At 72.9% G+C, this 21,566-nt stretch carries 19 protein-coding genes; 13 read left to right on the top strand and 6 right to left on the bottom strand.

The genetic code is table 11. The annotated features are described in order from the left end of the window. Positions 1 to 75 precede the first annotated feature (75 nt). Together LCN96_RS10820 and LCN96_RS10815 are read left to right on the top strand one after the other, a co-directional pair. Complete coding sequence (locus tag LCN96_RS10820; protein WP_225272458.1) at positions 76 to 1,725, top strand: FAD-dependent oxidoreductase; 1,650 nt, start codon at positions 76 to 78, stop codon at positions 1,723 to 1,725. Further along, positions 1,722 to 3,143 carry an ATP-binding protein gene (locus LCN96_RS10815; RefSeq protein WP_225272457.1) on the top strand — a complete coding sequence of 474 codons (1,422 nt, stop codon included), beginning with the start codon at positions 1,722 to 1,724 and terminating at the stop codon, positions 3,141 to 3,143. Before LCN96_RS10820 ends, LCN96_RS10815 begins: the two co-directional genes overlap by 4 nt. 43 nt (positions 3,144 to 3,186) lie before the next feature. Here the strand turns inward: LCN96_RS10815 and LCN96_RS10810 are convergent, their stop codons facing one another. Beyond that, the gene (locus LCN96_RS10810; protein WP_225272456.1) at positions 3,187 to 4,203 is read right to left on the bottom strand and encodes an ROK family transcriptional regulator; all 1,017 of its coding nucleotides are present in this window, start codon (positions 4,201 to 4,203) and stop codon (positions 3,187 to 3,189) included. Positions 4,204 to 4,276: 73 nt separating this feature from the next. Here LCN96_RS10810 and LCN96_RS10805 point away from each other — a divergent pair, with 73 nt between their 5' ends. After that, positions 4,277 to 5,464 (top strand): MFS transporter, encoded by a 1,188-nt coding sequence (locus LCN96_RS10805; RefSeq protein WP_225272455.1) that lies wholly within the window; start codon positions 4,277 to 4,279, stop codon positions 5,462 to 5,464. Between the two features lie 3 nt (positions 5,465 to 5,467). On the opposite strand, the gene cpt is transcribed toward LCN96_RS10805, so the two are convergent. After that, positions 5,468 to 5,998: a chloramphenicol phosphotransferase CPT gene (gene cpt / locus LCN96_RS10800; protein WP_225272454.1), complete on the bottom strand. Its 531-nt coding sequence runs from the start codon at positions 5,996 to 5,998 to the stop codon at positions 5,468 to 5,470. A gap of 97 nt (positions 5,999 to 6,095) precedes the next feature. Between cpt and LCN96_RS10795 the strand changes: the two genes are divergently transcribed. Both LCN96_RS10795 and LCN96_RS10790 read left to right on the top strand, forming a co-directional pair. After that, the gene (locus LCN96_RS10795; protein ID WP_225272453.1) at positions 6,096 to 7,160 is read left to right on the top strand and encodes an LLM class flavin-dependent oxidoreductase; all 1,065 of its coding nucleotides are present in this window, start codon (positions 6,096 to 6,098) and stop codon (positions 7,158 to 7,160) included. Next, positions 7,157 to 8,641 (top strand): AMP-binding protein, encoded by a 1,485-nt coding sequence (locus LCN96_RS10790; RefSeq protein ID WP_225272452.1) that lies wholly within the window; start codon positions 7,157 to 7,159, stop codon positions 8,639 to 8,641. Before LCN96_RS10795 ends, LCN96_RS10790 begins: the two co-directional genes overlap by 4 nt. 15 nt (positions 8,642 to 8,656) lie before the next feature. On the opposite strand, the gene LCN96_RS10785 is transcribed toward LCN96_RS10790, so the two are convergent. Next, positions 8,657 to 9,250 (bottom strand): TetR/AcrR family transcriptional regulator, encoded by a 594-nt coding sequence (locus tag LCN96_RS10785; protein ID WP_225272451.1) that lies wholly within the window; start codon positions 9,248 to 9,250, stop codon positions 8,657 to 8,659. 98 nt (positions 9,251 to 9,348) lie between these two features. Here LCN96_RS10785 and LCN96_RS10780 point away from each other — a divergent pair, with 98 nt between their 5' ends. Continuing rightward, positions 9,349 to 10,488 carry a cytochrome P450 gene (locus LCN96_RS10780; RefSeq protein ID WP_225272450.1) on the top strand — a complete coding sequence of 380 codons (1,140 nt, stop codon included), beginning with the start codon at positions 9,349 to 9,351 and terminating at the stop codon, positions 10,486 to 10,488. Positions 10,489 to 10,497: 9 nt separating this feature from the next. Here the strand turns inward: LCN96_RS10780 and LCN96_RS10775 are convergent, their stop codons facing one another. After that, positions 10,498 to 11,406: a cyclase family protein gene (locus LCN96_RS10775; RefSeq protein WP_225272449.1), complete on the bottom strand. Its 909-nt coding sequence runs from the start codon at positions 11,404 to 11,406 to the stop codon at positions 10,498 to 10,500. 30 nt (positions 11,407 to 11,436) lie between these two features. Between LCN96_RS10775 and LCN96_RS10770 the strand changes: the two genes are divergently transcribed. Next, on the top strand, positions 11,437 to 12,708 hold the full coding sequence (locus tag LCN96_RS10770) for a serine hydrolase domain-containing protein (protein ID WP_225272448.1): 1,272 nt from the start codon (positions 11,437 to 11,439) through the stop codon (positions 12,706 to 12,708). Between the two features lie 12 nt (positions 12,709 to 12,720). Here the strand turns inward: LCN96_RS10770 and LCN96_RS10765 are convergent, their stop codons facing one another. Continuing rightward, positions 12,721 to 13,446 (bottom strand): SDR family NAD(P)-dependent oxidoreductase, encoded by a 726-nt coding sequence (locus LCN96_RS10765; RefSeq protein ID WP_397351951.1) that lies wholly within the window; start codon positions 13,444 to 13,446, stop codon positions 12,721 to 12,723. After that, positions 13,443 to 14,036, bottom strand: a complete 594-nt coding sequence (locus tag LCN96_RS10760) for an isochorismatase family cysteine hydrolase (RefSeq protein WP_225272447.1) — start codon at positions 14,034 to 14,036, stop codon at positions 13,443 to 13,445. Before LCN96_RS10760 ends, LCN96_RS10765 begins: the two co-directional genes overlap by 4 nt. Before the next feature lie 141 nt (positions 14,037 to 14,177). Between LCN96_RS10760 and LCN96_RS10755 the strand changes: the two genes are divergently transcribed. From LCN96_RS10755 to LCN96_RS10730, 6 genes are all read left to right on the top strand, one after another. Then, the gene (locus LCN96_RS10755) at positions 14,178 to 16,262 is read left to right on the top strand and encodes a protein kinase domain-containing protein (protein ID WP_225272446.1); all 2,085 of its coding nucleotides are present in this window, start codon (positions 14,178 to 14,180) and stop codon (positions 16,260 to 16,262) included. A gap of 167 nt (positions 16,263 to 16,429) precedes the next feature. Then, positions 16,430 to 16,792 carry a Zn-ribbon domain-containing OB-fold protein gene (locus tag LCN96_RS10750; protein WP_225272445.1) on the top strand — a complete coding sequence of 121 codons (363 nt, stop codon included), beginning with the start codon at positions 16,430 to 16,432 and terminating at the stop codon, positions 16,790 to 16,792. Beyond that, positions 16,789 to 17,112 carry a VOC family protein gene (locus LCN96_RS10745; protein ID WP_397351872.1) on the top strand — a complete coding sequence of 108 codons (324 nt, stop codon included), beginning with the start codon at positions 16,789 to 16,791 and terminating at the stop codon, positions 17,110 to 17,112. Before LCN96_RS10750 ends, LCN96_RS10745 begins: the two co-directional genes overlap by 4 nt. 35 nt (positions 17,113 to 17,147) lie before the next feature. Further along, positions 17,148 to 18,656, top strand: a complete 1,509-nt coding sequence (locus LCN96_RS10740) for a class I adenylate-forming enzyme family protein (RefSeq protein ID WP_225272444.1) — start codon at positions 17,148 to 17,150, stop codon at positions 18,654 to 18,656. Further along, positions 18,653 to 20,731 carry an acetate--CoA ligase family protein gene (locus LCN96_RS10735; protein WP_225272443.1) on the top strand — a complete coding sequence of 693 codons (2,079 nt, stop codon included), beginning with the start codon at positions 18,653 to 18,655 and terminating at the stop codon, positions 20,729 to 20,731. Before LCN96_RS10740 ends, LCN96_RS10735 begins: the two co-directional genes overlap by 4 nt. Beyond that, positions 20,718 to 21,467 carry a glucose 1-dehydrogenase gene (locus LCN96_RS10730; protein ID WP_225272442.1) on the top strand — a complete coding sequence of 250 codons (750 nt, stop codon included), beginning with the start codon at positions 20,718 to 20,720 and terminating at the stop codon, positions 21,465 to 21,467. The genes LCN96_RS10735 and LCN96_RS10730 overlap by 14 nt, the downstream gene beginning before the upstream one ends. Positions 21,468 to 21,566: the final 99 nt, after the last annotated feature.

Genomic DNA, 21,566 nt, shown 5'->3' with positions numbered 1-21,566 from the left:
TATGAGCGCGTGCTCACCCACACCGGCGTACATGACATCCTCTGAGTAGGAAGACCATGAAGAAGGACGTGGGGCATGGACAAGCCGGTCATCGTGACGGTGGACGACGACCCAGGCGTGTCGCGGGCGGTCGCCCGTGACCTGAGACGCCGTTACGGCCAGGAATACCGGATCGTGCGTGCGGAGACGGCCAGGGACGGCATCGACGCGGTGCGGGAGATGCGGTTGCGGGGCGACGAGGTGGCGGCGATCCTGGCCGACTACCGGATGCCCCAGATGAACGGGGTGCAGTTCCTCGAGGCCGCGATGGACCTGTATCCGTACGCGCGCCGCGTGTTGCTGACCGCCTACGCCGACACCGACGCGGCGATCCAGGCGATCAACGTCGTCGATCTCGACCATTACCTGCTCAAGCCCTGGGACCCGCCGGAGGAGAAGTTCTACCCGGTGATCGACGGCCAGCTCGACGCCTGGTTGCGTACCGACCGGGTGGAGCGCACCGAGCTGCGGGTGGTGGGCGACCGGTGGTCGGCGCAGTCGTACAAGGTGCGTGACTTCCTGGCCCGCAACCACGTGCCCTACCAGTGGATGCTGGCCGAGGACCCGGAGGGCGCGCAGCTGGTGAAGGCGGCGGGCGAGGGCTGTCACCTGCCGCTGGTGGTGACCTCCGACGGCACCACGCTGGAGTCGCCCGACCAGGCGACGCTGGCCACCGCGGTGGGGCTGTCCACCACGCCCGCCACCGACTTCTACGACCTGATCGTGGTGGGCGGCGGCCCCGCCGGGCTGGGCGCGGCGGTGTACGGCGCCTCGGAGGGGCTGAACACCGTGCTGGTGGAGGCGTACTCCTCGGGCGGGCAGGCGGGCCAGAGCTCCAGGATCGAGAACTACCTGGGCTTCCCCGACGGCGTCTCCGGCCAGCAGCTCGCCGACCGGGCCCGCAGGCAGGCGCTGAAGTTCGGCGCGGAGCTGCTGACGGCGCGCAAGGTGACGAGCCTGGAGCCGCGCGGGCAGGCGCGGGTGATCGGGTTCAAGGACGGCGGGGAGATCGCGGCGCACGCGGTGATCCTGGCCACCGGCGTCACCTACCGGCGGCTGGAGGCGCCGGGGCTGGACGAGTTCGTGGGCCGCGGCGTCTTCTACGGCGCCGCGCTGACCGAGGCGCCGGCCTGTAAGAACACCGAGGTGTTCATCGTGGGCGCGGCGAACTCGGCCGGGCAGGCGGCCGTCTACCTGTCGGGATTCGCGAGCAAGGTTCACTTGTTGGTGAGGAGTGATGGTTTGGAGAAGTCCATGTCGCACTACCTCATCGAGCAGATCGCCGCGATCCCCAACATCGAGGTGCACGTCGAGACCCAGGTCGTCGGCGGTGGCGGCGACGGGCACCTGGAGCGGCTGACGCTGTCCACCAAGGGCGAGGAGCGCACGGTGGACGCGCAGTGGCTGTTCGTGTTCATCGGGGCGCAGCCCTACACCGAGTGGCTGGGCGAGACGATCGAGCGCGACTCGCGCGGGTTCGTGCTGACCGGGCCCGATCTGGTGCAGGGCGGGCGGCGGCCGCGCAACTGGCCGCTGCGGCGCGAGCCGTACTTCCTGGAGACGAACGTGCCGGGGGTGCTGGCCGCGGGCGACGTACGCGCCGAATCGATCAAGCGGGTGGCCTCCGCCGTCGGGGAGGGCGCGATGGCCGTCGCGCTCGTGCATCGGTACCTGGAGAAGCAATGATCGACATAGACGAGCTGCGCAAGCTCTTCCTCTTCGAGCGGTTGTCCGACGAGCAGCTCACCAAGCTCGCGATGAGCGGCGCCGTGCAGACCTACGCCCAGGACGAGGACATCGTCCGCCAGGGCGAGCCCGCCGAGTGCTTCGCGGTGCTGCTCGAGGGCGAGATCCAGATGATCAGCGAGACGGTCAGCGCCGGCACCGTCGCGATGCCCCGCACCTCGCAGCCCGGCGTCTACGGCGGCGCCACCTCGGCCTACCTCGGCGACCGGGCGCCGCAGACCTACCAGCACACGCTGCGCGCGACCGCGCCGTCACGCATGTTCATGCTGCCGGCCAAGAAGTTCGCCTACATCGTGGCCGAGTGGTTCCCGATGGCGATGCACCTGCTCGACGGGCTGCTGTCCGGCGGGCGCATGCAGCGCGAGATCATCGACCGGCGGCAGCGGCTGACCGCGCTCGGCACGATCACGGCGGGGCTCACGCACGAGCTGAACAACCCGGCCGCGGCGGCCGTGCGGGCGGTGAGCGAGCTGCGCACGCTGATCAAGACCTCGCGCTTCCAGCTCGCCCAGCTCGCCGAGGACGGCATCCCGCCCGACAAGCTGCGCGCGCTCATCGAGGCGCAGGAGGCGTGCACGAGCAACCTGGCCCAGCAGGACAAGCGCTCCCCGCTGGAGATCTCCGACGCCGAGGACGAGCTGGGCGAGGCGCTGGAGGAGGTGGGCGTCGAGGACCCGTGGGACTTGGCGCCCGCGCTGGTCAACGCCGGGTTCACCAGCGCGTACCTGCAGAAGATCCGCACCAAGGTGGGCGCCGAGCACACGCCGAAGGCGCTGCACTGGCTGGCCGAGGCCATCGAGATCTCGCAGATGCTCAACGAGGTGACCGAGGCGACGGAGCGCATCACCACGCTGATCCGCTCGGCCAAGCAGTACTCCCAGATGGACCGGGCGCCGTTCCAGCTCGTGAACGTGCACGACCTGCTCGACAGCACGGTGGCCATCTTCCGCGGCAAGATCCCGCCGGGCATCAGCGTGGTCACCGACTACGACCGCACGCTGCCCGACCTGCCCTGCTACGCGGGCGAGCTGAACCAGGTCTGGACGAACCTCATCCACAACGCCCTCGACGCGATGGGCGAGGAGGGCACGCTGACCATCCGCACGGCGCACGACGAGGACGAGGCGATCATCGAGATCGGCGACACCGGCCCCGGGGTGCCCGCGGCGATCAAGGACCGGATCTTCGAGCCGTTCTTCACGACCAAGAGCGTGGGTGAGGGCACGGGGCTGGGCCTGGACATCTCCTACCGCATCGTGGCCGGTCGGCACAGCGGTGAGATCAAGGTGCGCTCGGTGCCCGGCGAGACCTGGTTCGAGGTACGGCTGCCGCTCCGGGAGCCGGCGGCCACCACCTGATCGCGCACTACCGGGGGCACCGCGGTTGAGAGCGCTCTCATCGTCAGCCGAAAACGTGGTCGCGGGCCTGGTCGAGTGCCGTGAGCACGGCGCCCTGCAGCACCGCGTTGCCCGCCACGGTGCTGGCCCGCACCTCGGTCGGCGCGGGCGCCAGCTCCCGTAGCCGGGCGGCGACCTCGGCGGCCAGCCCGTCGCCGCCCGCCTGCCCCGCCTCCCCGCCCAGCACGACGAGGCCGGGGTCGAGGAGCGTGACGAACGCGAAGGCGCCCTTGGCCAGGCGCGCGGCGAACTCACCGCGGCCGAGGTCGCGCGCCACGCTCTCGGTCACCAGGTTGCAGAACGCCGTGCCGTCCACCTGGAGGAACCCGACCTCCCCCGCACCGCCCGACACCCCGCGCCGCAGTCGGCCGCCGAGCACGACCGCCGCGCCCACGCCGTCGCCCACCCACATGAGCACGAAGTCCTCGGCGCCCTGCGCGGCTCCGGTGCGCAGCTCGGCGATGGCGGCCAGGTTGACCTCGTTCTCCAGGGTCACCGGCACGCCCAGCCGCTCGCTCCAGGCCGGCACCAGCCCGGTGCGCCATCCGGGCACGTCGTTGGACGACACCAGCTCGCCGTCGCGCGGCGCGACCAGCCCGGGGGCGCCGACCACGACCGTGTCGACCGCCCGCTCCCCCGCGGCCTCCGCGACGACCTCGGCCACGAGGTCCACCAGGTCGCCGCCGACCGGCCGGGTGCGGCTGCCCACCGTCCGCCCGGTGATGTCGGCGACGGCCACGGAGATCGTCTCGCGCCGCAGGTCCACCCCCGCCACGTGGGCGCGGCCCGCCACCAGCCCGTAGACGCGGGCGTTCGGCCCCCGCCGGTCCTCGCCGGACTCACCCGTGACCTCGATCAGCCCGCCCTGCGTGAGGCGCTCGATCAGGTCGGACACGGTCGGTCTGGACAGGCCGGTCAGCTCGCGGAGCTGGGGCGCGGTGAGGGGGCCGCGGTCGAGGAGCAGGTCGAGGGCCAGCCGGTCGTTGATCGCACGGGCCATGGCGGGGGTCGCGGTCTTCACGCTCCCATATTAGTCAGGGTCCCTGCCTGAAACTCTCTTTTCATCAGGAAGCCTGCCTGATAGTTTCTGACACATGAGTCACCATCGTGCGATCGCCGTTGTCTTCGCCGTGCACGGAGCCGTCGCGGGCACCGTGTCCACGCGCATCCCGTGGATCCAGGAGCACCTGGCCCTCGACCCGCGCACCCTCGGCCTGGCGCTGCTCTGCCCGCCGATCGGCGCGTTCATCGGCATGCCGATGGCCGGGCGGGTGGCGTACCGGTTCGGCAGCCGTGCCGCCACCCGCGCCTTACTCGCGGCGTGGTGCGTGATCCTGGCCCTGCCCGCGCTCGCGCCGTCGCCCGCCTGGTTGTTCGCCGTGTTCTTCCTGTCGGGGGTGGGCGCGGGGATGTCCGACATCACGATGAACGCCCATGCCGTCGTGCTCGAACGGCGGCTCGGCCGCTCCGTCATGTCCGGGCTGCACGGCATGTGGGCGGTGGGCAGCCTGGCCGCCGGCGCCGTCGGCACCCTGGCCGCGCAGTCCGGCGTCGACGCCAGGATCCACCTCGGCGTGGCCGCCGCCGTCCTGCTCGTCGTGCTCGGGCTGGCCGGGCGCGGCCTGCTCAGGGACGACGCCGCCCCCGGCACGACCCAGGACGCCCCCGCGCCGCGCCGTTTCGCGCTGCCGTCGCGGGCGATCCTGCCGCTCGGCCTGGTCGGCTTCTGTGCCGTGTTCGCCGAGGGCGCCAGCGCGAACTGGGCCGCCGTCTACCTGACGCACGTCACCGACGCGGGGCCGGGCGTGGCCGCCGCCGGCTACACCGTCCTCATGCTCTGCATGGCGGGCACCCGCCTGCTGGGCGACCGGGTGATCCGGCTGCTCGGCCCCGTGCGGACCGTCCGGGTCGGCGGGATCGTGGCGGTGCTCGGCGGCGTCGCCGTGGTGACGGCCCGCACGCCCGCGCTCGGCGTGGCCGGGTTCGCGCTGATCGGGCTGGGGGTGGCCGTGGTCATGCCGCTGGTGCTGGCGGCGGCGGGCAACACGGGGACGAACGCCAGCGAGGGGGTGACCGGGGTGGCCACGATCACCTACATGTCGGGCATGATCGCGCCGCCGGTCACCGGCTGGCTGGCCGGCACGCTGTCCTACCCGGCCGCGTTCATGATGATCACCTGCGTGGTGGCGACGATGACGCTGCTGGCCCGCGTCGTACGGCCCTCGGGCGGCGGGGCCGCGCAGCCCGCCGGCGCGGGCAGCCTCGTCGCGAGCCGCGACTGATCCCTACCGGACGTGCGCGGCGACCGTCCGCGCGCACTCCAGGGCGGCCGCGTGCGTGGTGTCCACCTCCACGTCGTAGCGCACGCCCTGGTGGACCACCTCGGCCTGCAGCTCGGCCATGCCCTGGGGGCGGTCCTGCCGGGCCAGCTCGCGCTCGGCGGCCACCGCGCTGTCGCACCTGACGCCGACCCACAGCACGTCCAGGCCCGAGAGCACTTCCCGCCACTCCTTCTGGGACGAGGGCCCGCCGAGGAAGACGTCGTCGACGATGACCGGAGCGCCCGCGCGGGCCATCGCGGCGATCCCCTCCCGCCAGGCCAGTTGCAGCCTCCTGAAGTCGGGCCCCACATTCACCTCGCCGTCGGAGGTGATCTCGATGCCGGTGTCCACGGCCTGCATGGCCGCGGGCATCGCATCCACGAGGTCGTCGATGGAGATGCTGAGCCACGGCTCGGGCAGGACGGCCTGCAGGCTCCTGGCCATCGACGACTTGCCCGCGCTCGATCCGCCGTTCAACACGATCACTTGCGTCACACGGACACGCTAGGGGCACCCTGCGGTGATGCGGAACCGCATTTCGGCTGATACGCTCCCAAGCGAGCGCTTGGTTTACCTGCTGAGGGGTTGCCGCATGAAGTTCTCGACCTTCCATCTCTTCCACCGGTTCGACGGGCAGAGCTTCAAGGACGTCTACGACTACCATTTGGAGCTCATCGGACTGGCCGAGGAGCTGGGGTTCGACGGGGTACGGCTGGCCGAGCACCACTTCAGGGACTACGGGGTCGTGCCGAACCTGTTCACCATGCTCGCCCACGCCGCCGCCCGGACCAGCCGGATCAGGCTCGGCACCGGCATCGTCGTGCTGCCGCTGCACAACCCGGTGCACGTCGCCGAGGAGGCCGCGCAGGTGGACGTGCTGTCGGGCGGCCGGCTGGACCTCGGGATCGGGCGGGGGTACCAGAGCTTCGAGTTCGAGGGGTTCGGGATCGACCTGGCGGAGGCGCGCGACCGGTTCAACGAGGCGCTGGAGGTGATCGTCGGGCTCTGGACGCAGGAGGCGTACCAGCACGAGGGCAAGTTCTACCGGACCGGCGCCGAGGTGTCGCTGGTGCCCAGGCCGCTGCAGACCCCGCATCCGCCCCTGCACGTGGCGGCCGTCTCGCCCGAGACCGTGACCATGTACGCCGAGCGCGGCCTGCCCATCCTGGCCGACCCGGCGGCGCCGTTCAGGAAGGTCGTCAAGGCGGCCGAGACCTGGCGGGAGACGGCCGCGCAGGCCGGGCACACCGGTCACGCCGACCTGGTGGTGGCCCGCAGCGTGTACGTCGCCCCCACCCTGGAGCAGGCCCGCGCGGACCAGGAGCGGTTCGAGGCGTCGTTCGACCGCTCGCGCATCTTCAACGAGCGCAGCGCGCCCATCGACCCCAGGACGGGCAGGGCCGCCCAGGGCTTCGAGTACTACCAGGACCGTTACCTCAAGGGCGGCACGCTCTCCGCCGACTTCCGGTGGGAGCAGCTGGAGGTGATCGGCGACCCGGCGCGGGTGATCGAGCAGATCTCCCTGCTGCGGGACGCCGGGTTCACCGACCTGCTGTGCGACTTCGGCAGCACCCGGCCGATGCCGCTGGAGGAGATGAAGCGGGTCATGCGCTTCTTCGCGACCGAGGTCATGCCTGCCTTCGGAGGCGCACGATGATCCACAGCCTGACTCTGTCGGACGTGCTCGCCGACCACGCCCGCAGCCGCCCCCAGGTCACCGCGGTGGTGGACGGGGAGATCCGGCTCACCTACCCCGAGCTGGACGAGCGGGTGAGCCGCCTGGCCGCCGCCCTGGACGGGCTGGGCGTGTCCGCCGGCGACCGGGTGCTGTGGCTGGGGCAGAACGCGTCCGCGGTGCTGGAGCTGCTGCTCGCCTGCTCCAGGCTGGGCGCCGTGTTCTGCCCGGCGAACTGGCGGCAGTCCGAGGACGAGCTGCGCTTCGTCCTCGGAGACCTCACGCCCTCGGCCGTCTTCTGGGAGCACTCCGAGCCGGTCGCCCCGCTGCGCGAGGCGAGCTGGATCCAGGCGGGCGAGGAGTACGAGCGGCTGATCGCCGGGGCTTCCGTACGGGAGTTCGCCCAGGTCGCCGACACCGAGCCGGTGCTGGCCCTCTACACCGCCGCCTTCGCGGGCCGGCCGAACGCCGCCCTGCTCAGCAGCGCCGCGCTCGTCGCGCACGCCACGTCCCTGCTGGTCGTGCGGCAGATGGAGCCCGGGTTCACCTTCCTCAACAACGGGCCGCTCTTCCACGTGGGCACGATGATGTTCTGCCTGGCCACGCTGCAGATCGGCGGCACGAACGTGTTCACCCCCGCCTTCGACCCCGAGGAGGTGTGCCGGCTGGTGGACGCCGAGCGGGTGACGCAGGCGTTCCTGTTCGGGGGGATGATCGACGCGGTGGCGAAGGCGAACGCGGGCGGCAAGTACGACCTGTCGTCGCTGCGGTTCGTGGCCCACTCCGCCGAGTGGGACGACATGATCACCGTGGACGACTCGCCCTGGTGCCGGTCCAAGATGGGCGGGTACGGGCAGACCGAGGTGGGCGGGATGCTCACGTTCCTAGGGCTGGCGGAGGGCGGGGCCGGGTTCGCCGGGCGGCCGTCGCCGCTGGTGCAGGTGCGCATCCTCGGTCCGGACGGGAGCGAGGTGCCGGCGGGTGAGACCGGGGAGATCTGTGCGCGCGGCAAGACCCTCTTTTCCGGATATTTCGCCCGGCCCGACTTAAATGCGGAAAAGACGGCTCACGGCTGGCACCACACCGGCGACCTCGGCCGGCGCGAGCCCGACGGCACCATCACCTTCATCGGGCCCAAGCTCAGGATGATCAAAACGGGGGCGGAGAACGTCTATCCGGCCGAGGTGGAGCGGGCGCTGAAGGCCCATCCCGCCGTGGCCGACGCCGCCGTCATCGGCGTGCCCGATCCCGACTGGCACCAGGCGGTCAAGGCCGTCGTGGCGCTGAAGCCGGGGGCCGGCGTCTCGGAGGACGAGCTGGTCGAGCACGTCAAGGGGCTGCTGGCGTCGTACAAGAAGCCGCGGCACGTGACCTTCGTGGACGCCGTCCCGAAGCGCGGATTCACCCCCGACTACGACGCCCTCGACGCGGCGCACGGCGGAGGCAACTACCCGGGAAGCTGATCAGGGGGCGCCTGATCACGGGCGGGGCAGGGGCAGGCCCGCCTCCAGGTGGGCGAGGGCCTCGTCGAGGCGGGCCGGCGCGTCGAGGTCGCGGTCCTTCACCCACTCGGCCCAGACCCCCACCATGACGCCCATGACGGCCCCCGTGACGTTGCGGATCCCCGGGTCGTCGGCGGGCCGCCCCTCGCGGGCCGCGAGCCGGTCGCGCAGGGTGGTGGCGACGGCGGTCACGTTCGCGACGCTGGCCGCCCACAGCTCGGGCACCGTGAGCATGAGCAGCTCGCGCTCCAGGCTGTCCGCGCGCTCCTCCGGGGTCTGCGCCTCGATCATGGCCCGCATGGCCAGGCGCACGGCCCGCACGGGGGGCACGTCGGGCGGCACCTGGTCGAGCGCCTCCACGAAGGGCGGGAACTGGTCGACGATCACCAGGTCCTCCTTCGTGGCGAAGTAGCGGAAGACCGTGCTGGGCGCCACCTCGGCCGCCTCCGCGATCTGCTCGACCGTCGTGGCGGTGTACCCCTGCAGGCGGAACAGCCGCAGCGCCTCCTTCTGGATCAGCGCCCTCGTCTTGGCCTTCTTCCGCTCGCGCAGGCCCGGTCGATCACTCATGTCTCCGCATTCTCGGGGGTACGGCGGCCCGCGTCCACTTCAAGGAGATCCTCACCATTTGCTATACAACCTTCTTTTGAGAGTCTACTCTCATAATCATGCGACTTCCCACGACCCGTGACCCGCGATGCCCCTTCGACCCGCCCGCCGAGCTGCGCGGCCTGCCCGCGATGAGCAGGCTGGAGTTCGCCGACGGCCATGTGGGCTGGCTGGCCACCACGGCCGAGGCGGCCAGGGCGGTGCTCGGCGACCCCAGGTTCAGCGCACGGCGGGAGCTCAAGCACGCCGCCGTGCGGTTCACCACACCGGGCGAGACAGGACGCCCCGCTCCCCCGGGCTTCTTCGGCGCCATGGACCCGCCCGAGCACACGCGTTATCGCCGCCTGCTCACCGGCCAGTTCACGCTGCGCCGCATGCGCCTGCTGGAGCCACGCATCGAGCGCATCGCCGCCGGCCACCTGGACGCCATGGCGGCGGCGGGGCCACCGGTGGACCTCGTCAGCGCCTACGCGCTGCCGATCCCGTCGATGGTCATCTGTGAGCTGCTCGGGGTGCCGTACGCGGATCATGAATTCTTCCAGTCCCGCAGCCTCCAGCTCGTCACGGCGGACGGCGACGTGGCGGGGGCGTCCGCCGACCTGGCGGGTTATCTGGGTGAGCTGATACGGCGCAAGCACGCCGAGCCGGGCGACGACCTGATCAGCGGTCTGCTCGGCGAGCTCACCGACGAGGAGCTGATCAACGTGGCGATGCTGCTGCTGGTGGCGGGCCACGAGACCACCGCGAACATGCTGGCCCTCGGCGTCCTCGCCCTGCTGGAGCAGGGGCTGCCCTACGAGGAGGGCCTGGTGGAGGAGCTGCTGCGCTGGCTGGCGATCGTGCAGTTCGGCGCGCCGAGCAGGGCCGCCCGGGAGGACGTCGAGGTGGCGGGCGTGCTGGTGCGCGCGGGCGAGACCGTCGCGCTGTCCGTGCCGGTGATCAACCGCGACCCGGCCGCGTTCGCGAACCCGGACGCACTCGACCCCGGCCGCGAGGAGGCCCGCAGGCACCTGTCCTTCGGGCACGGCGTGCACCAGTGCCTGGGGCAGCAACTGGCCAGGATCGAGCTGCGCGTCGGCTACGGCGCGCTGTTCGAGCGCTTCCCCGGCCTGCGGCTCGCCGTCCCGGCGGCGCGGGTGCCGCTGAAGCAGGACGCCGCGGTGTTCGGCGTCACGTGCCTGCCGGTCACCTGGGGCTGAGGGCACAGGTCAGAGGATGGCGAGCGGGGTGAGCGGGCTGCCGGTGCCGCCCTCGATCCGCAGCGGCGCCGCCACGAACACGAACTCCGTCCGCCCCGCCGCTGCCAGCTCCTCCAGCCACAGCATCTCGATCAGGTGGATGCCGTGCCGGTGGAGCAGCAGCAGGTGCAGGTCGTCCTCGACCGGCTCGGCGGCTAGGCCGCGCGCGTCGAGCCCGCCGATGGCGGCGTTGTCCGAGGCCACGGCCGCCACGTCGTGCGCCGCCAGCCACCGCCCCGCCTCCGCCGACAGGCCCGGCTGGCCGGACCAGTACTCCTCGCGCGAGCGCTCCCACACCACCGGCCAGCCCGTACGGATGACCGCCACGTCCCCGGCCCGGGGCACGGCGATCTCCTCCAGCAGCCCGGCCGTGATCCGGTGGTCGGCGGGCAGGTGGCCGAGGCCGAGCAGCCGTGGCACGTCGTACAGCACCCCCCTGGCCACCACCCCGCCCACGTGCTCGATCCCGCACCGCGTGGCCCCGTACGAGCGGACCCTGGCGGCCGGATGGCCGTTGTAGAGCTCGTCGCCGGACCACATGTGGCACAGCGCGTCCATGTGCGTGGTGGTGCCGTGGTGGGTGACGATCAGGGCGTCGTCGGCCACCCGCAGGCCGGCGCCGATCGGCCGGGCGCCGGCCGCGTAGTCGCCGCCGTCCACCGACATGAAGTGCTGCGGCAGCGGCCGGCCCGGCAGGTGCGGGACCGTGCCGGGAGCGGGCGAGGAGGTGGCGCCCCTGATCGGCATGGCCAGGCTCAGCACCTCACCGGTGGTGGCGCTGCGCAGGGCGGCGAGGACGACGGAGGGGGTGAGCAGGTTCAGGGTGCCGCGCTGATCGTCTGGGCCGAATCGTCCCCAGTTGTTAGGCTCGGTTGCCAAGTAAGCGCTCCCTTTCTCTGCGGAGGTCTGATGCACTGCGATCCTCGGTTCTCCCGCGTACGCGAGGTGTTCGAGCGGCAGTTCGCCGACGGCGAGGAGCTGGGTGCCGCCTTCGCCGTCTACCTGGACGGCGAGCTGGTCGTGGACCTGTGGGACGGCGTCGCCGACCGGCACACCGGGCGGCCCTGGGAGCGCGACACGCCCGCCTTCGCCTACTCCTGCACCAAGGCGGTCACCGCGGCCGTGCTGCTGCACCTGGTGGAGCGGGGGATGGTGGACGTCGCGGCCCCGGTCGCCGAGGTGTGGCCCGAGTTCGCGGCGGAGGGCAAGGGGGCGGTCACCGTCGAGCACCTGCTCACCCACCAGGCGGGGCTGCCTGCGCTGGAGGAGCCGGTGCCGGTCGAGGAGTTCGAGGACCAGCCCGCCATCGCGGCCAGGCTCGCCGGGCAGCGGCCGTTGTGGGAGCCGGGGACGGCGCACGGGTATCACGCGCTGACGTACGGGTTCCTGGTGGGGGAGGTGATCAGGCGGGTGACGGGGAAGTCGGTGGGCGAGCTGGTGTCGGCCGAGATCGCGGGGCCGCTGGGGCTGGAGCTGTGGGTGGGGGCGCCGGAGCCGGTGATCGAACGGGCGGCGCGGCTGACGGCCGGCGAACGCGCCGGGAGCGGCAGGCCCGCCACCACCGTCACCGAACCGGTGCCGCAGGGCGCCGAGGTGGCGGCGCCGACGGACGCGACAATCCCAGGCGGCGAGCCGACGCCTGGTAGGGCGGGTGGTAAGTCGGCGGCTGAGGCGGCGGGAGGGGGGCGGGCGCCGGATGTGCTGGCCGAGATGGCCAGGGCGGCGCTCGACCCCGGCAGCCTGATGAACCGGGCGCTCGGCAACCCCGCCATCAACCTGCTCAAGGGCGGCGCGAACAACCCGGTGATCCTGCGGGCGGGCTGGCCGGCGGCCGGGATGGTGACCACCGCCCGTGGCCTGGCCGGCTTCTACCGCGCCCTGATCGCCGGCGAGATCCTGCGCCCCGAGACCCTCCAGGAGGCGCTGCGGCCCCGGGTGCACGGCCCCGACCGGGTCCTGTGCCTCGACACGTCGTTCGGGCTCGGGTTCATGCGGCCGTCGATGACGTTCCTGGTGCCCTCGCCGAGCGCGTTCGGGCATTCGGGCGCGGGCGGCTCGATCGGCGTCGGCGACCCGGGGCGCGGCCTGGCCATCGCGTACGTGATGAACAAGATGGCCAACGCGATCTCCGGCAACCTGCGCGGCCACCGCCTGCTGCAGGCCGTCTACGAGTCCTTGTGAGCGCACGGGCGGTCAGTGCATGGTCACGCCGCCGCTCACCGACAGGGTCTGTCCGGTGATGTACGCGGCGCGTTCCGTGCACAGGTAGGCGACCAGCCCGGCCACGTCGGCGGGCGTCCCGAGGCGGCGCAGCGGGATGGCCCGCGCGATCCTGTCGACCAGCCCCGGCTCCGCGTCCGACACCCGGCGGAGCATCGGGGTGTCGGTGGGCCCGGGGCAGACCACGTTCGCGGTGACGTGCGCCCTGGCGGCCTCGCGGGCGAGCGTCTTGGCCAGGCCGAACAGCCCCGCCTTCGTCGCCGCGTACGCCCCCTCGCCCCCGGACCCCGCCCTGGCCCCGTCGGAGGAGACGAACACCAGCCGCCCCCACCCCCTGGCCATCATGCCGGGCAGGAGCAGCTTGGTCAGCAACATCGGCCCGCGCAGGTTGACCTGCCACATGAGGTCCCAGCCCGCCGGGTCGCTCTCGATGAACGGCTCCACGATCGCCACCCCGGCGTTGTGCACCAGGATGTCCACCTTGCCCACCGCACCCGCGAACTCCTCCACCGCGCGCGGCGAGGCCAGGTCCAGGTGCAGGTGCAGAGCCTTGACCTTGCCCGCGTTCGTCAGGTCCACGTCGGCGATCACGACCTCGGCGCCCAGCCCGGTCAGATCGGCGGCGATGGCCGTGCCGATCGCGCCCGCTCCCCCGGTGACCACCGCCACGCGCCCGTCCAGGCGCAGCCCGTCCATCATCGTTTCCACGCCTCGACCAGGTCGGCGGTGGTGGCGCGGGTGGCGAGCAGGCTGATCGTGTGCTTCAGCACGGCGCGCGCGTACTCCTCGGGGATGCCCGCCACCGCGTCCGTGACGACGGTCACCCGATAGCCCAGGTTCACCGCCTCCAGGGCCAGGCCGGGGATGCCGAGGTTGAGCGAGACGCCGAGCGCGACGACGGACGTGACGCCCAGCGAGCGCAGTGTCATGTCGAGCGCGGTGCCGGTGAAGGGCGAGAACCCGTGGTGGCGCCGGCTCTCCAGGTCCGTGTCCGCGCGCAGCTCGGGGAGCACCTCGGTGGCGGGCGTGCCCTCCAGCATGTGCCGGGGGTCCTTGAGCAGGGAGACGATGAACGGGCAGTTCGCGGTGTGGGAGCCGGCGCGGTCGGGCCGGAACGCGGCCGTGCAGTGGATCACCGGGAGCCCGGCCGGCCGGGCCGCCTGGAGCAGGCGGGCGGCGTTGGCGGTGACGTCGTGCCGCGCGCACGCCTCCACCAGCTCCGGAAATCTCGTCAGATCGCCGACCACGCCCCGCTGCATCTCCATGACCAGCACCGCCACGCGCTCCACCGGCGCCCTCCACCTTCTTAGCCGAGCGCTTGCTTGGTTATCCGGATCAGCATAACACCGGCTGAAATCTCCCGCCTCGTGACAACCGGAACCCCGGGTGAGACCGTCGAATCCATGACGGCTGCCTGATGGGGGTAGGACTTGGTCCCTGGTTACCGTGAAGTGCGCCAGCTCGGCGCCGGCCGCACCGGCCGCGTGTTCCTCGCCACCTACCAGTCGACCGGCGCGTACGTGGCGATCAAGTACCTGAACGCCACCCTGCGCAGGGACACCGAGTTCATGGACCGCTTCCGGTCGGACACCCCGCACCTCGTCGAGCTCGACGACCCCGGCGTGGTGCGGCTCCACGAGTACGTCGAGACCCCCACCAGGGCCGCCGTCGTCATGGAGCTGGTGGACGGCGTGTCACTGCGCACGCTGCTGGCCGAGCACGGCCACGTCACCCCGGAGGCGGCGCTGGCCATCCTCAAGAGCACGCTGCTCGCCCTGGCCGCCGCCCACGAGCGCGGGGTGTCGCACCGGGACGTCACGCCGGGCAACATCCTGGTGCAGGCCGACGGCACCGCCAAGCTGGGGGACTTCGGCGTCGTGGTGCACGCGGAGGAGCCGGGCGTACCGGCGGGGACGCCGGCGTACATGGCGCCCGAGCTGTGGACGCAGGGGCGGGCCGGGCCGCTCGCGGACCTTTACGCGGCGGCGTGCGTGCTGTTCGAGGCGGTCAGGGGACGGCCGCCGTACGTGGCGCGTCGGGGTGGCGGGGGCGACACGCCGGACGGGACGCTCGCCACCGGCGGGGACGGCACGCTCGACGCAACGCGTCCGATCGGGGAGGGCGGCGCACCCGAGGTAGCGCATCAGGTCCACAGAGGCCGCACGTCCGACGTAGCGCATCAGGTCCACGGAGGCGGCACGTCCGACGTAGCGCGCCAGGTCGGCGGCGAGGCGGCGTCGGACGTGCCCGCGTTGCGCGCCATGCACGTGGCGGAGCCGCTACCGCTGGAGGTCGCGCCGGACGCGCTGCGCGACCTCCTCAGACGGGGCCTGGCCAAGGACCCCTCCGACAGGTACGCCTCAGCCAGGCAGTTCGCGGCCGAGCTGGAGGAGGACGCCACCACCGGCTACGGCCCCGACTGGGAGAAGCGCGGCCGGCGGCACCTGGCGGAGCTGGCCACGCTGCTGGCCCTGCGCTTCCCCCTGGCCAGGACCGACAACCGCACCTCCGTCGCCGCCGGTCTCCGCGAGCGCGTGCCCCGGTTACCACCGCAGCTCTGGGTGGCCGGCGCGACCGTGGCGGCGGCGCTCATCGCGATCCTGCTGTCCGGCGGCCACCTGCCCTCCGGCCCCGGCACCATCCTCATCCCGCCACCCCAGGCCGGCACCGAGGCCCAGACCGAGCCCCCGGCCACCCCCTCCCGGCCCGCCACCTCCACGCCCCCCACCTCCGCCCCGACCACCCGCGCCACCACCCCTCCGCCCGGCACCGCCGCACCACCCCCGCCCACCCCGCAAGGCGGCACCTCCGTGGCGCTGCCCACCGTGCTGGCCGCCGGCATCACCGGCTGGAACGGCACCACGGGCACGGTCTCCGTCTCCGCGGACGGGACGGGCCCCGTACGGCTGCTGATCTCGTACACGCGGCGGGACGGCGACGGCGGGGCCGCCAGAACGGTCCGGGAGGAGAGCCGCACACTACGCGGGCAGACCTCGTACAGCGTCGCGGTCTCGCACCCGCCCGGGGAGCCGGAGTGCGGCGAGCGCGCGCATCTCGGCCTCCTGGTGATGACGGAGCCGGCCGCGTCGAACGGGCCGCAGGTGAGCGAGGCCACGATGAACGGCCCCGCCTGCCCGCCGCCGGCCACGACGCGCTCAGCCACCCCGACCCCGAAACCCACCCCCACTCCGTCGCCCTCGGACACCCCCGTCGCGCCACCACCGGCCTCCGGCACCCCGGCCGCGCGGCCCTCCGACGCGCCCTCACAGGCACCCGCCCTACAGCCCTCGCACCCAGCGCCGACGCGACTCTCGGACGCCCCAACCGGACAACCCCTCGGCGCGCCGACCGCACAGCCCTCCGGCACCCCGATCGCACAGCCCTCCGGCGCCCTGGCCACGCAACCATCCGGCACGCCCCCGGAGAGCCCGCCCAGCGTGCTGCGGCGCTTCGTCGAGGAGCCCGCAGCCGCGCCGCTCCTGCCCGCCGTCCCGAAGCCCTCCGCGACGGAGTGACGCGCGGCAGGCGAGCGGCAGGCGGGCGGCGGGCATCGGGCGGGCAGCAGACGGCAGACGGCAGACGGCGGGCAGCAGGCGGCAGGCGGGCAGCAGGCGGCAGGCGGCAGGTGGTGGGATCATCGCGGGCCTTGTCGGGCAACCAAGCGTGCGCTAGCTTGGCAGCGATGAGCGGTGACACCTCCCCCTACTGGGCCGCCTGCGCGCGCGGCGAGCTGGTCATCCAGCGCTGTACGTCCTGCGACCGCCGCATCCACCTCCCCGAGCCCGCCTGCCCCTGGTGCGGCGCCCGGGAGTTCGCCTACGACCCCGCCTCCGGTGAAGGCGTGGTGCACACCTACACGGTCGTGCACCGCTCGTTCGCCCAGGGATACCGCGGGCGCGAGCCGTACGTGATGGCCTGGGTGGACCTGCCGGAGGGGGTGCGGGCGTTCGGGCACGTGGTGGGGTGCCCGCCCGAGCAGGTGCGCATCGGACTGCCGGTGCGGGTGACGTTCCGCGACGAGCTGCCCCATTGGAGGCCCGCGTGAAGCTGGGCAACGTGCTGATCCCCGTCGCCGACCTGGATGAGGCGATCGCCTTCTACGGGCTGCCGGTGAAGTTCCGCGACGGTGACAGGTTCGCCGCGCTCGACGGGGGCGGGGTCACGGTGGCGCTGGCGGGCCCGGCCGAGCAGGTCACGGACTCGGCCGCGCCGTCGTACAAAGTGGACGACGTGCCCGCGGCCGTGCGGGACCTGACGGCGCGCGGCGCCGAGGTGGTGCGGGAGCCCGAGGCGGGGCCGCACGAGACGCGGGCCGTGCTGCGCGATCCCTCCGGCAACGTCTTCGTGCTCTATGCGCCGCTCTGACCTGCCCCGGCCCGCTCACTAGGGAGGCACCCCCCATGGCCCGATCACCCTACGGCAACTACGGCCACGCGATCCTGACCACCGGAGCGCTGCGTACGCCCGACCGGGTGGCGCTGACCTACTGCGGCGAGCAGAGCTTCACCTACGACCAGCTCAACAGGAACGTCAACCGCCGCGCCCACGCCCTGCTCGCCGCCGGGATCGGCCCGGGCACGCGGGTGGCGGCGCTGCTGAACGAGACGTTACGGGTGGCGGAGGTGTACCTGGCGCAGGCCAAGATCGGGGCGGTCACGGCGGCGCTGAACCCGTACTGGCCGGTGGAGACGCTGCGTGACGTGGTGGCGGCGGCGCGGTGCACGGCGTTCGTGTACGACGCGACGGTGGAGTCGGTAGTCGAGCAGATCAGGCCGGCCCTGCCCGGGATCACCGCCTGGATCCACGTCAGGGACCTGGAGGGGGCCTCCGACGAGGAGCCGCCGCTCGGCGCGTTCCACGACGACCCGCTCGCGCTGTACTTCACCTCGGGGACGACCGGGCTGCCGAAGGCGGTCGTGCACACGCACGCGTCGTCGCTGGCCACGGCGCAGATCTGGCTGGACGTGCCGCGCGGGCCCGGCTCGGTGTTCGGGACGGGCGCGATCATCTGGGGCATCGGCTTCCCCGCCATCGCCGGGCCCGCGCTCTACGCCGGGATGCGGCTGGTGCTGGAGCAGGACTGGGGGCCGGCGAACTTCCTGCGCGTCGTGCCGCGCGAACGGGTCACGCACCTGTCGCAGATCCCCTCGTTCTACTCGGCGCTGCTGGCCTCGCCCGACCACGAGGGCGTGGACCTGTCGTCCATTCAGGTGATCATGCTGGGCGGGGAGCCGCTGACGGCGACCATGCTGGACCGGATCAAGGCCAGGCTGCCGCAGGCCGGCGTGTACTCCTACTACGGGCAGACCGAGGCCCCGTACACGTGCATGGGGCGGGTGGACGACGGCTCGACCCCGCTGGGCTCCTCCGGCCGGGCGCGCACGGGGAACGCGGTGCGCATCACCGACCCGCAGGGCGCCCCGGTGATCGACGCGGTCGGCGAGATCAACCTGGCGGGGCCGCACCGGATGGCCGAGTACGACGGGCTGCCCGACAGGACGGCGGAGGTGCTGCGCGGCGAGTGGTACGTCGGCGGCGACCTCGGCACGCTCTCCGCCGACGGCGTGCTGCGCGTGCTCGGGCGGCGCGAGGACTCGATACTCAAGGGCGGGATCTGGACCCAGCCGTCCGTGATCGAGGAGGCGGCCTCCGCGCTGGACGGGGTGGCCGAGGCGGGTGCCGTCGGGGTGCCCGAGGGGGCGGCCGAGCAGCAGGTGCTGCTGGCCGTGGTGCCGCGGGCCGGCCACTCGCTGGACGCCGCCAAGCTGGCCCTGGCCCTGGCCGACCTGCTGCCCGCGCATCAGCGGCCCGATCACATCGTGGTGGCCGCCGAGCTGCCGCACTCCCAGGACGCCTCGGGCGGGCCGGGCAAGCTGCTGCGCAGGAAGATCCGCGAGCTGCTGCCGTGACCGCGGGCCCGTACGAGCACGAGGTCAAGGCGCTGCTCGCGGAGGCGGGGGTGCCGGTGCCGCGCGGGGTCGTGGTGCGCGGGGACGGGTTCGAGATCGCCCGGGAGCTGGCCGGGCCGCTCGTGCTGAAGGCGTTCGGGCCGGGGCTGACGCACAAGTCCGAGTCCGGGGGCGTGGTGCTGGGGCTGGCGCACGAGGAGCTCGGGGCGGCGGCGGCCGGGATGCGGGCGCGGCTGGAGCCGGCGGGCTTCCTGGTGGAGGAGCAGGCCGAGGCCGGGGTCGAGCTGATCGTGGGGCTGGTGCGGGATCCGGCGTTCGGGCCTGTGCTGCTCGTCGGGCTGGGCGGGGTGTGGACGGAGGCGTTGCGGGACAGCGCGCTGCGGCTCTGCCCGGTCTCGGAGGGGGACGTGCGGGGCGCGCTGGCGTCCCTGCGCGGGGCGGCGCTGCTGGACGGGTGGCGCGGAGGGCCGCCGGTGGATGTGGACGCGGTCGTCAAGCTGGTGATGGCGGTGGGTGGGTCCGGTGGGTTGTGGGAACGGTTGGAGCTGGGCGAGTTCGAGCTGAACCCGGTCATCGCGGGGCCTTCTGGGGCGATCGCGGTGGATGCCCGCTACCTCCCGGGTGCGGCGGTGAACCGCACCCCGGGCGTGGCACGGCCCCCGGCCGACTTCCTGCCGCTCTTCGAGCCCAGAGCCGTGGCCGTCGTCGGGGCGTCCACGTCCCGGCCGAACTTCGGGAACATGTTCCTCGGTTTCTACCGTGACACGGGCGTGCCGCTGGTGGCCGTGCATCCCACGGCGGCGGAGGTGGGCGGGGTGCCCGCCGTGCCCTCCTTGGCGCACGCGGACGTGGACTACGCCCTGGTCGCCGTGCCCGCCGAGCGCTGCGCCGAGGTCGTACGGCAGGCGGGCGGGGTGCCGTTCGTCCAGGTGATGAGCGGCGGGTTCGGCGAGGCGGGGCGGCAGGACCTGGAGGCGGAGCTGGTCGCGGCGGCCCGGGCGGCCGGGACGCGGCTGCTCGGCCCGAACTGCATGGGCGTGTACTGCCCGCGAGGGCGGCAGACGTTCGTCGGCGGCGGGACGGGGCCGGCGGGGGCGGTCGCGTTGGTTTCGCAGAGCGGTGGTCTGGCCGGTGAGGTGATCAAGGTCGGGGAGCGGCGGGGGCTGGCGTTCAGCCGGGTCGTCACCGTCGGGAACGCCGCCGACGTCACCCCCGCCGAGCTGCTGCGCTGGCTGGCGCGCGACGACGAGACACGGGCGATCGGGCTGTACCTGGAGGACCCGAGGGACGGGCGCGAGCTGTACGAGGCGCTGCGGGAGGCCGGTAAGCCCGTGGTACTGCTGGTCGGCGGGCGCAGCGGGCAGGGGCAGCGGGCGGCGGCCTCGCACACGGGCGGGCTGGTGAGCGATCGGCGGATCTGGGAGGCGGTGGCCGGGCAGACCGGGGCGACGCTGGTGTCGAGCCAGGACGACCTGATCGGGGTGCTGGCGTACTTCCAGGCGCACGCCACGCGGGTCACGGGCAGGCAACAGGCGCATGCAGGCGGGCAGCCGCCGCACGGCGCGGAGAGCGCGGGTGGCGAGCAGGTGCTGGTGGTGGGGCCGAGCGGCGGTGCGAGCGTGCTGGCCGCCGACGCGTTCGACCGGGCCGGGGTCCGGCTGGACCCGCTGCCCGAAGACCGCCTGGACGCGCTGCGCCGCCTAGGGGTGGTGGCGACGGGCAACCCGCTCGAAGTGCCCGTGGGGCCGCTGGGCAGGGCCGAGCTGGTGTCCGACGTGATGGACGCACTCGCGGGGCCGTACCGCGACGTGGTGGCGCACGTGAACGTCCAGGCTTTCTTCACCTACGGCACCACCCCCGAGCCCCTGTACGCCTACATGCGCGCCCTCGCCACCGCCCAGGCGGCCCGCCCCGGCCTGCGGATCACCCTGGTGACCAGGAACGGCGAGTGCGCCCCCGCGGGCGTCGAGGACGAGGTGGGTCGGATCGCGGCGGCGGCGGGCATCCCCGTCTACCGCACCATGGAGGCGGCCGCCGTGGCCGTCGCGGCAGGAGGACGGCATGGGGTTGCTTGACGGCAAGGTGGCGCTGATCACCGGCGGGGCGCGGGGCATGGGGGCGGCGCACGTGCGGCTGTTCCTGGAGGAGGGCGCGCGGGTGGTGTTCGGGGACGTGCTGGACGAGGAGGGCAAGGCGCTGGCGGAGGAGACGGGCGCCACCTACCTGCGGCACGACGTGACGAGCCCCGAGGAGTGGGAGCGCGCCGTGGGGACGGCCGTGGAGGTGTACGGCAAGCTCGACGTGCTGGTCAACAACGCCGGAATCCTGAAATTTCGTCGTATTCAGGAGATGTCGCTGGAGGACTTCGACCGGGTGATCGACGTCAACCTCAAGGGCACCTGGCTGGGCGTCAGGTCGGTGATCGAGCCGATGCGGGCGGCCGGGCGCGGCTCGATCGTGAACATCTCCTCGATCGAGGGGTACGTCGGCGCCGAGGGCCTGTCGGCGTACTCGGCCTCGAAGTTCGGCATCCGCGGGATCACCAAGTCGGCGGCCCGCGAGCTGGCCAGGTTCAAGATCAGGGTGAACTCCGTGCACCCCGGCGCGATCAACACCGCCATGGTCATGGACCCGGACCTCGCACGCGAGGTGGACGCCGACGCGTTCGTGAAGTCCATGGTCATCAAGCGCTTCGCCAAGCCCGTGGAGGTCTCGCACGTGGTGGCGTTCCTGGCCTCGGACCGGGCCAGCTACTGCACGGGCACCGAGGTGACGGTGGACGGGGGCCTGCTGACGGGCGCGGGGTACTGAGACCTTACCCCAAGGTAGATCTTTTACGGTTAAACCGCCTAGCTTTGGACATTTCTGGCAACATCACTGACCTGCGGTTTCTAACCCCGGAGAGACATG

The organism is Nonomuraea gerenzanensis (assembly GCF_020215645.1).
GTDB classification, from domain to species: domain Bacteria; phylum Actinomycetota; class Actinomycetes; order Streptosporangiales; family Streptosporangiaceae; genus Nonomuraea; species Nonomuraea gerenzanensis.
This window is presented reverse-complemented; position numbering and strand designations above follow the sequence as displayed.

Bases quoted from the DNA above. Each gene is read 5' to 3' on its own strand.
- LCN96_RS10790 (WP_225272452.1), top strand. From the start codon at position 7,157: ATGATCCACAGCCTGACTCTGTCGGACGTGCTCGCCGACCACGCCCGC.
- LCN96_RS10785 (WP_225272451.1), bottom strand. From the start codon at position 9,250: ATGAGTGATCGACCGGGCCTGCGCGAGCGGAAGAAGGCCAAGACGAGG.
- LCN96_RS10815 (WP_225272457.1), top strand. From the start codon at position 1,722: ATGATCGACATAGACGAGCTGCGCAAGCTCTTCCTCTTCGAGCGGTTG.
- LCN96_RS10770 (WP_225272448.1), top strand. From the start codon at position 11,437: ATGCACTGCGATCCTCGGTTCTCCCGCGTACGCGAGGTGTTCGAGCGG.
- LCN96_RS10765 (WP_397351951.1), bottom strand. From the start codon at position 13,446: ATGATGGACGGGCTGCGCCTGGACGGGCGCGTGGCGGTGGTCACCGGG.
- LCN96_RS10730 (WP_225272442.1), top strand. From the start codon at position 20,718: ATGGGGTTGCTTGACGGCAAGGTGGCGCTGATCACCGGCGGGGCGCGG.
- LCN96_RS10740 (WP_225272444.1), top strand. From the start codon at position 17,148: ATGGCCCGATCACCCTACGGCAACTACGGCCACGCGATCCTGACCACC.
- LCN96_RS10780 (WP_225272450.1), top strand. From the start codon at position 9,349: ATGCGACTTCCCACGACCCGTGACCCGCGATGCCCCTTCGACCCGCCC.
- LCN96_RS10820 (WP_225272458.1), top strand. From the start codon at position 76: ATGGACAAGCCGGTCATCGTGACGGTGGACGACGACCCAGGCGTGTCG.
- LCN96_RS10750 (WP_225272445.1), top strand. From the start codon at position 16,430: ATGAGCGGTGACACCTCCCCCTACTGGGCCGCCTGCGCGCGCGGCGAG.
- LCN96_RS10795 (WP_225272453.1), top strand. From the start codon at position 6,096: ATGAAGTTCTCGACCTTCCATCTCTTCCACCGGTTCGACGGGCAGAGC.
- LCN96_RS10805 (WP_225272455.1), top strand. From the start codon at position 4,277: ATGAGTCACCATCGTGCGATCGCCGTTGTCTTCGCCGTGCACGGAGCC.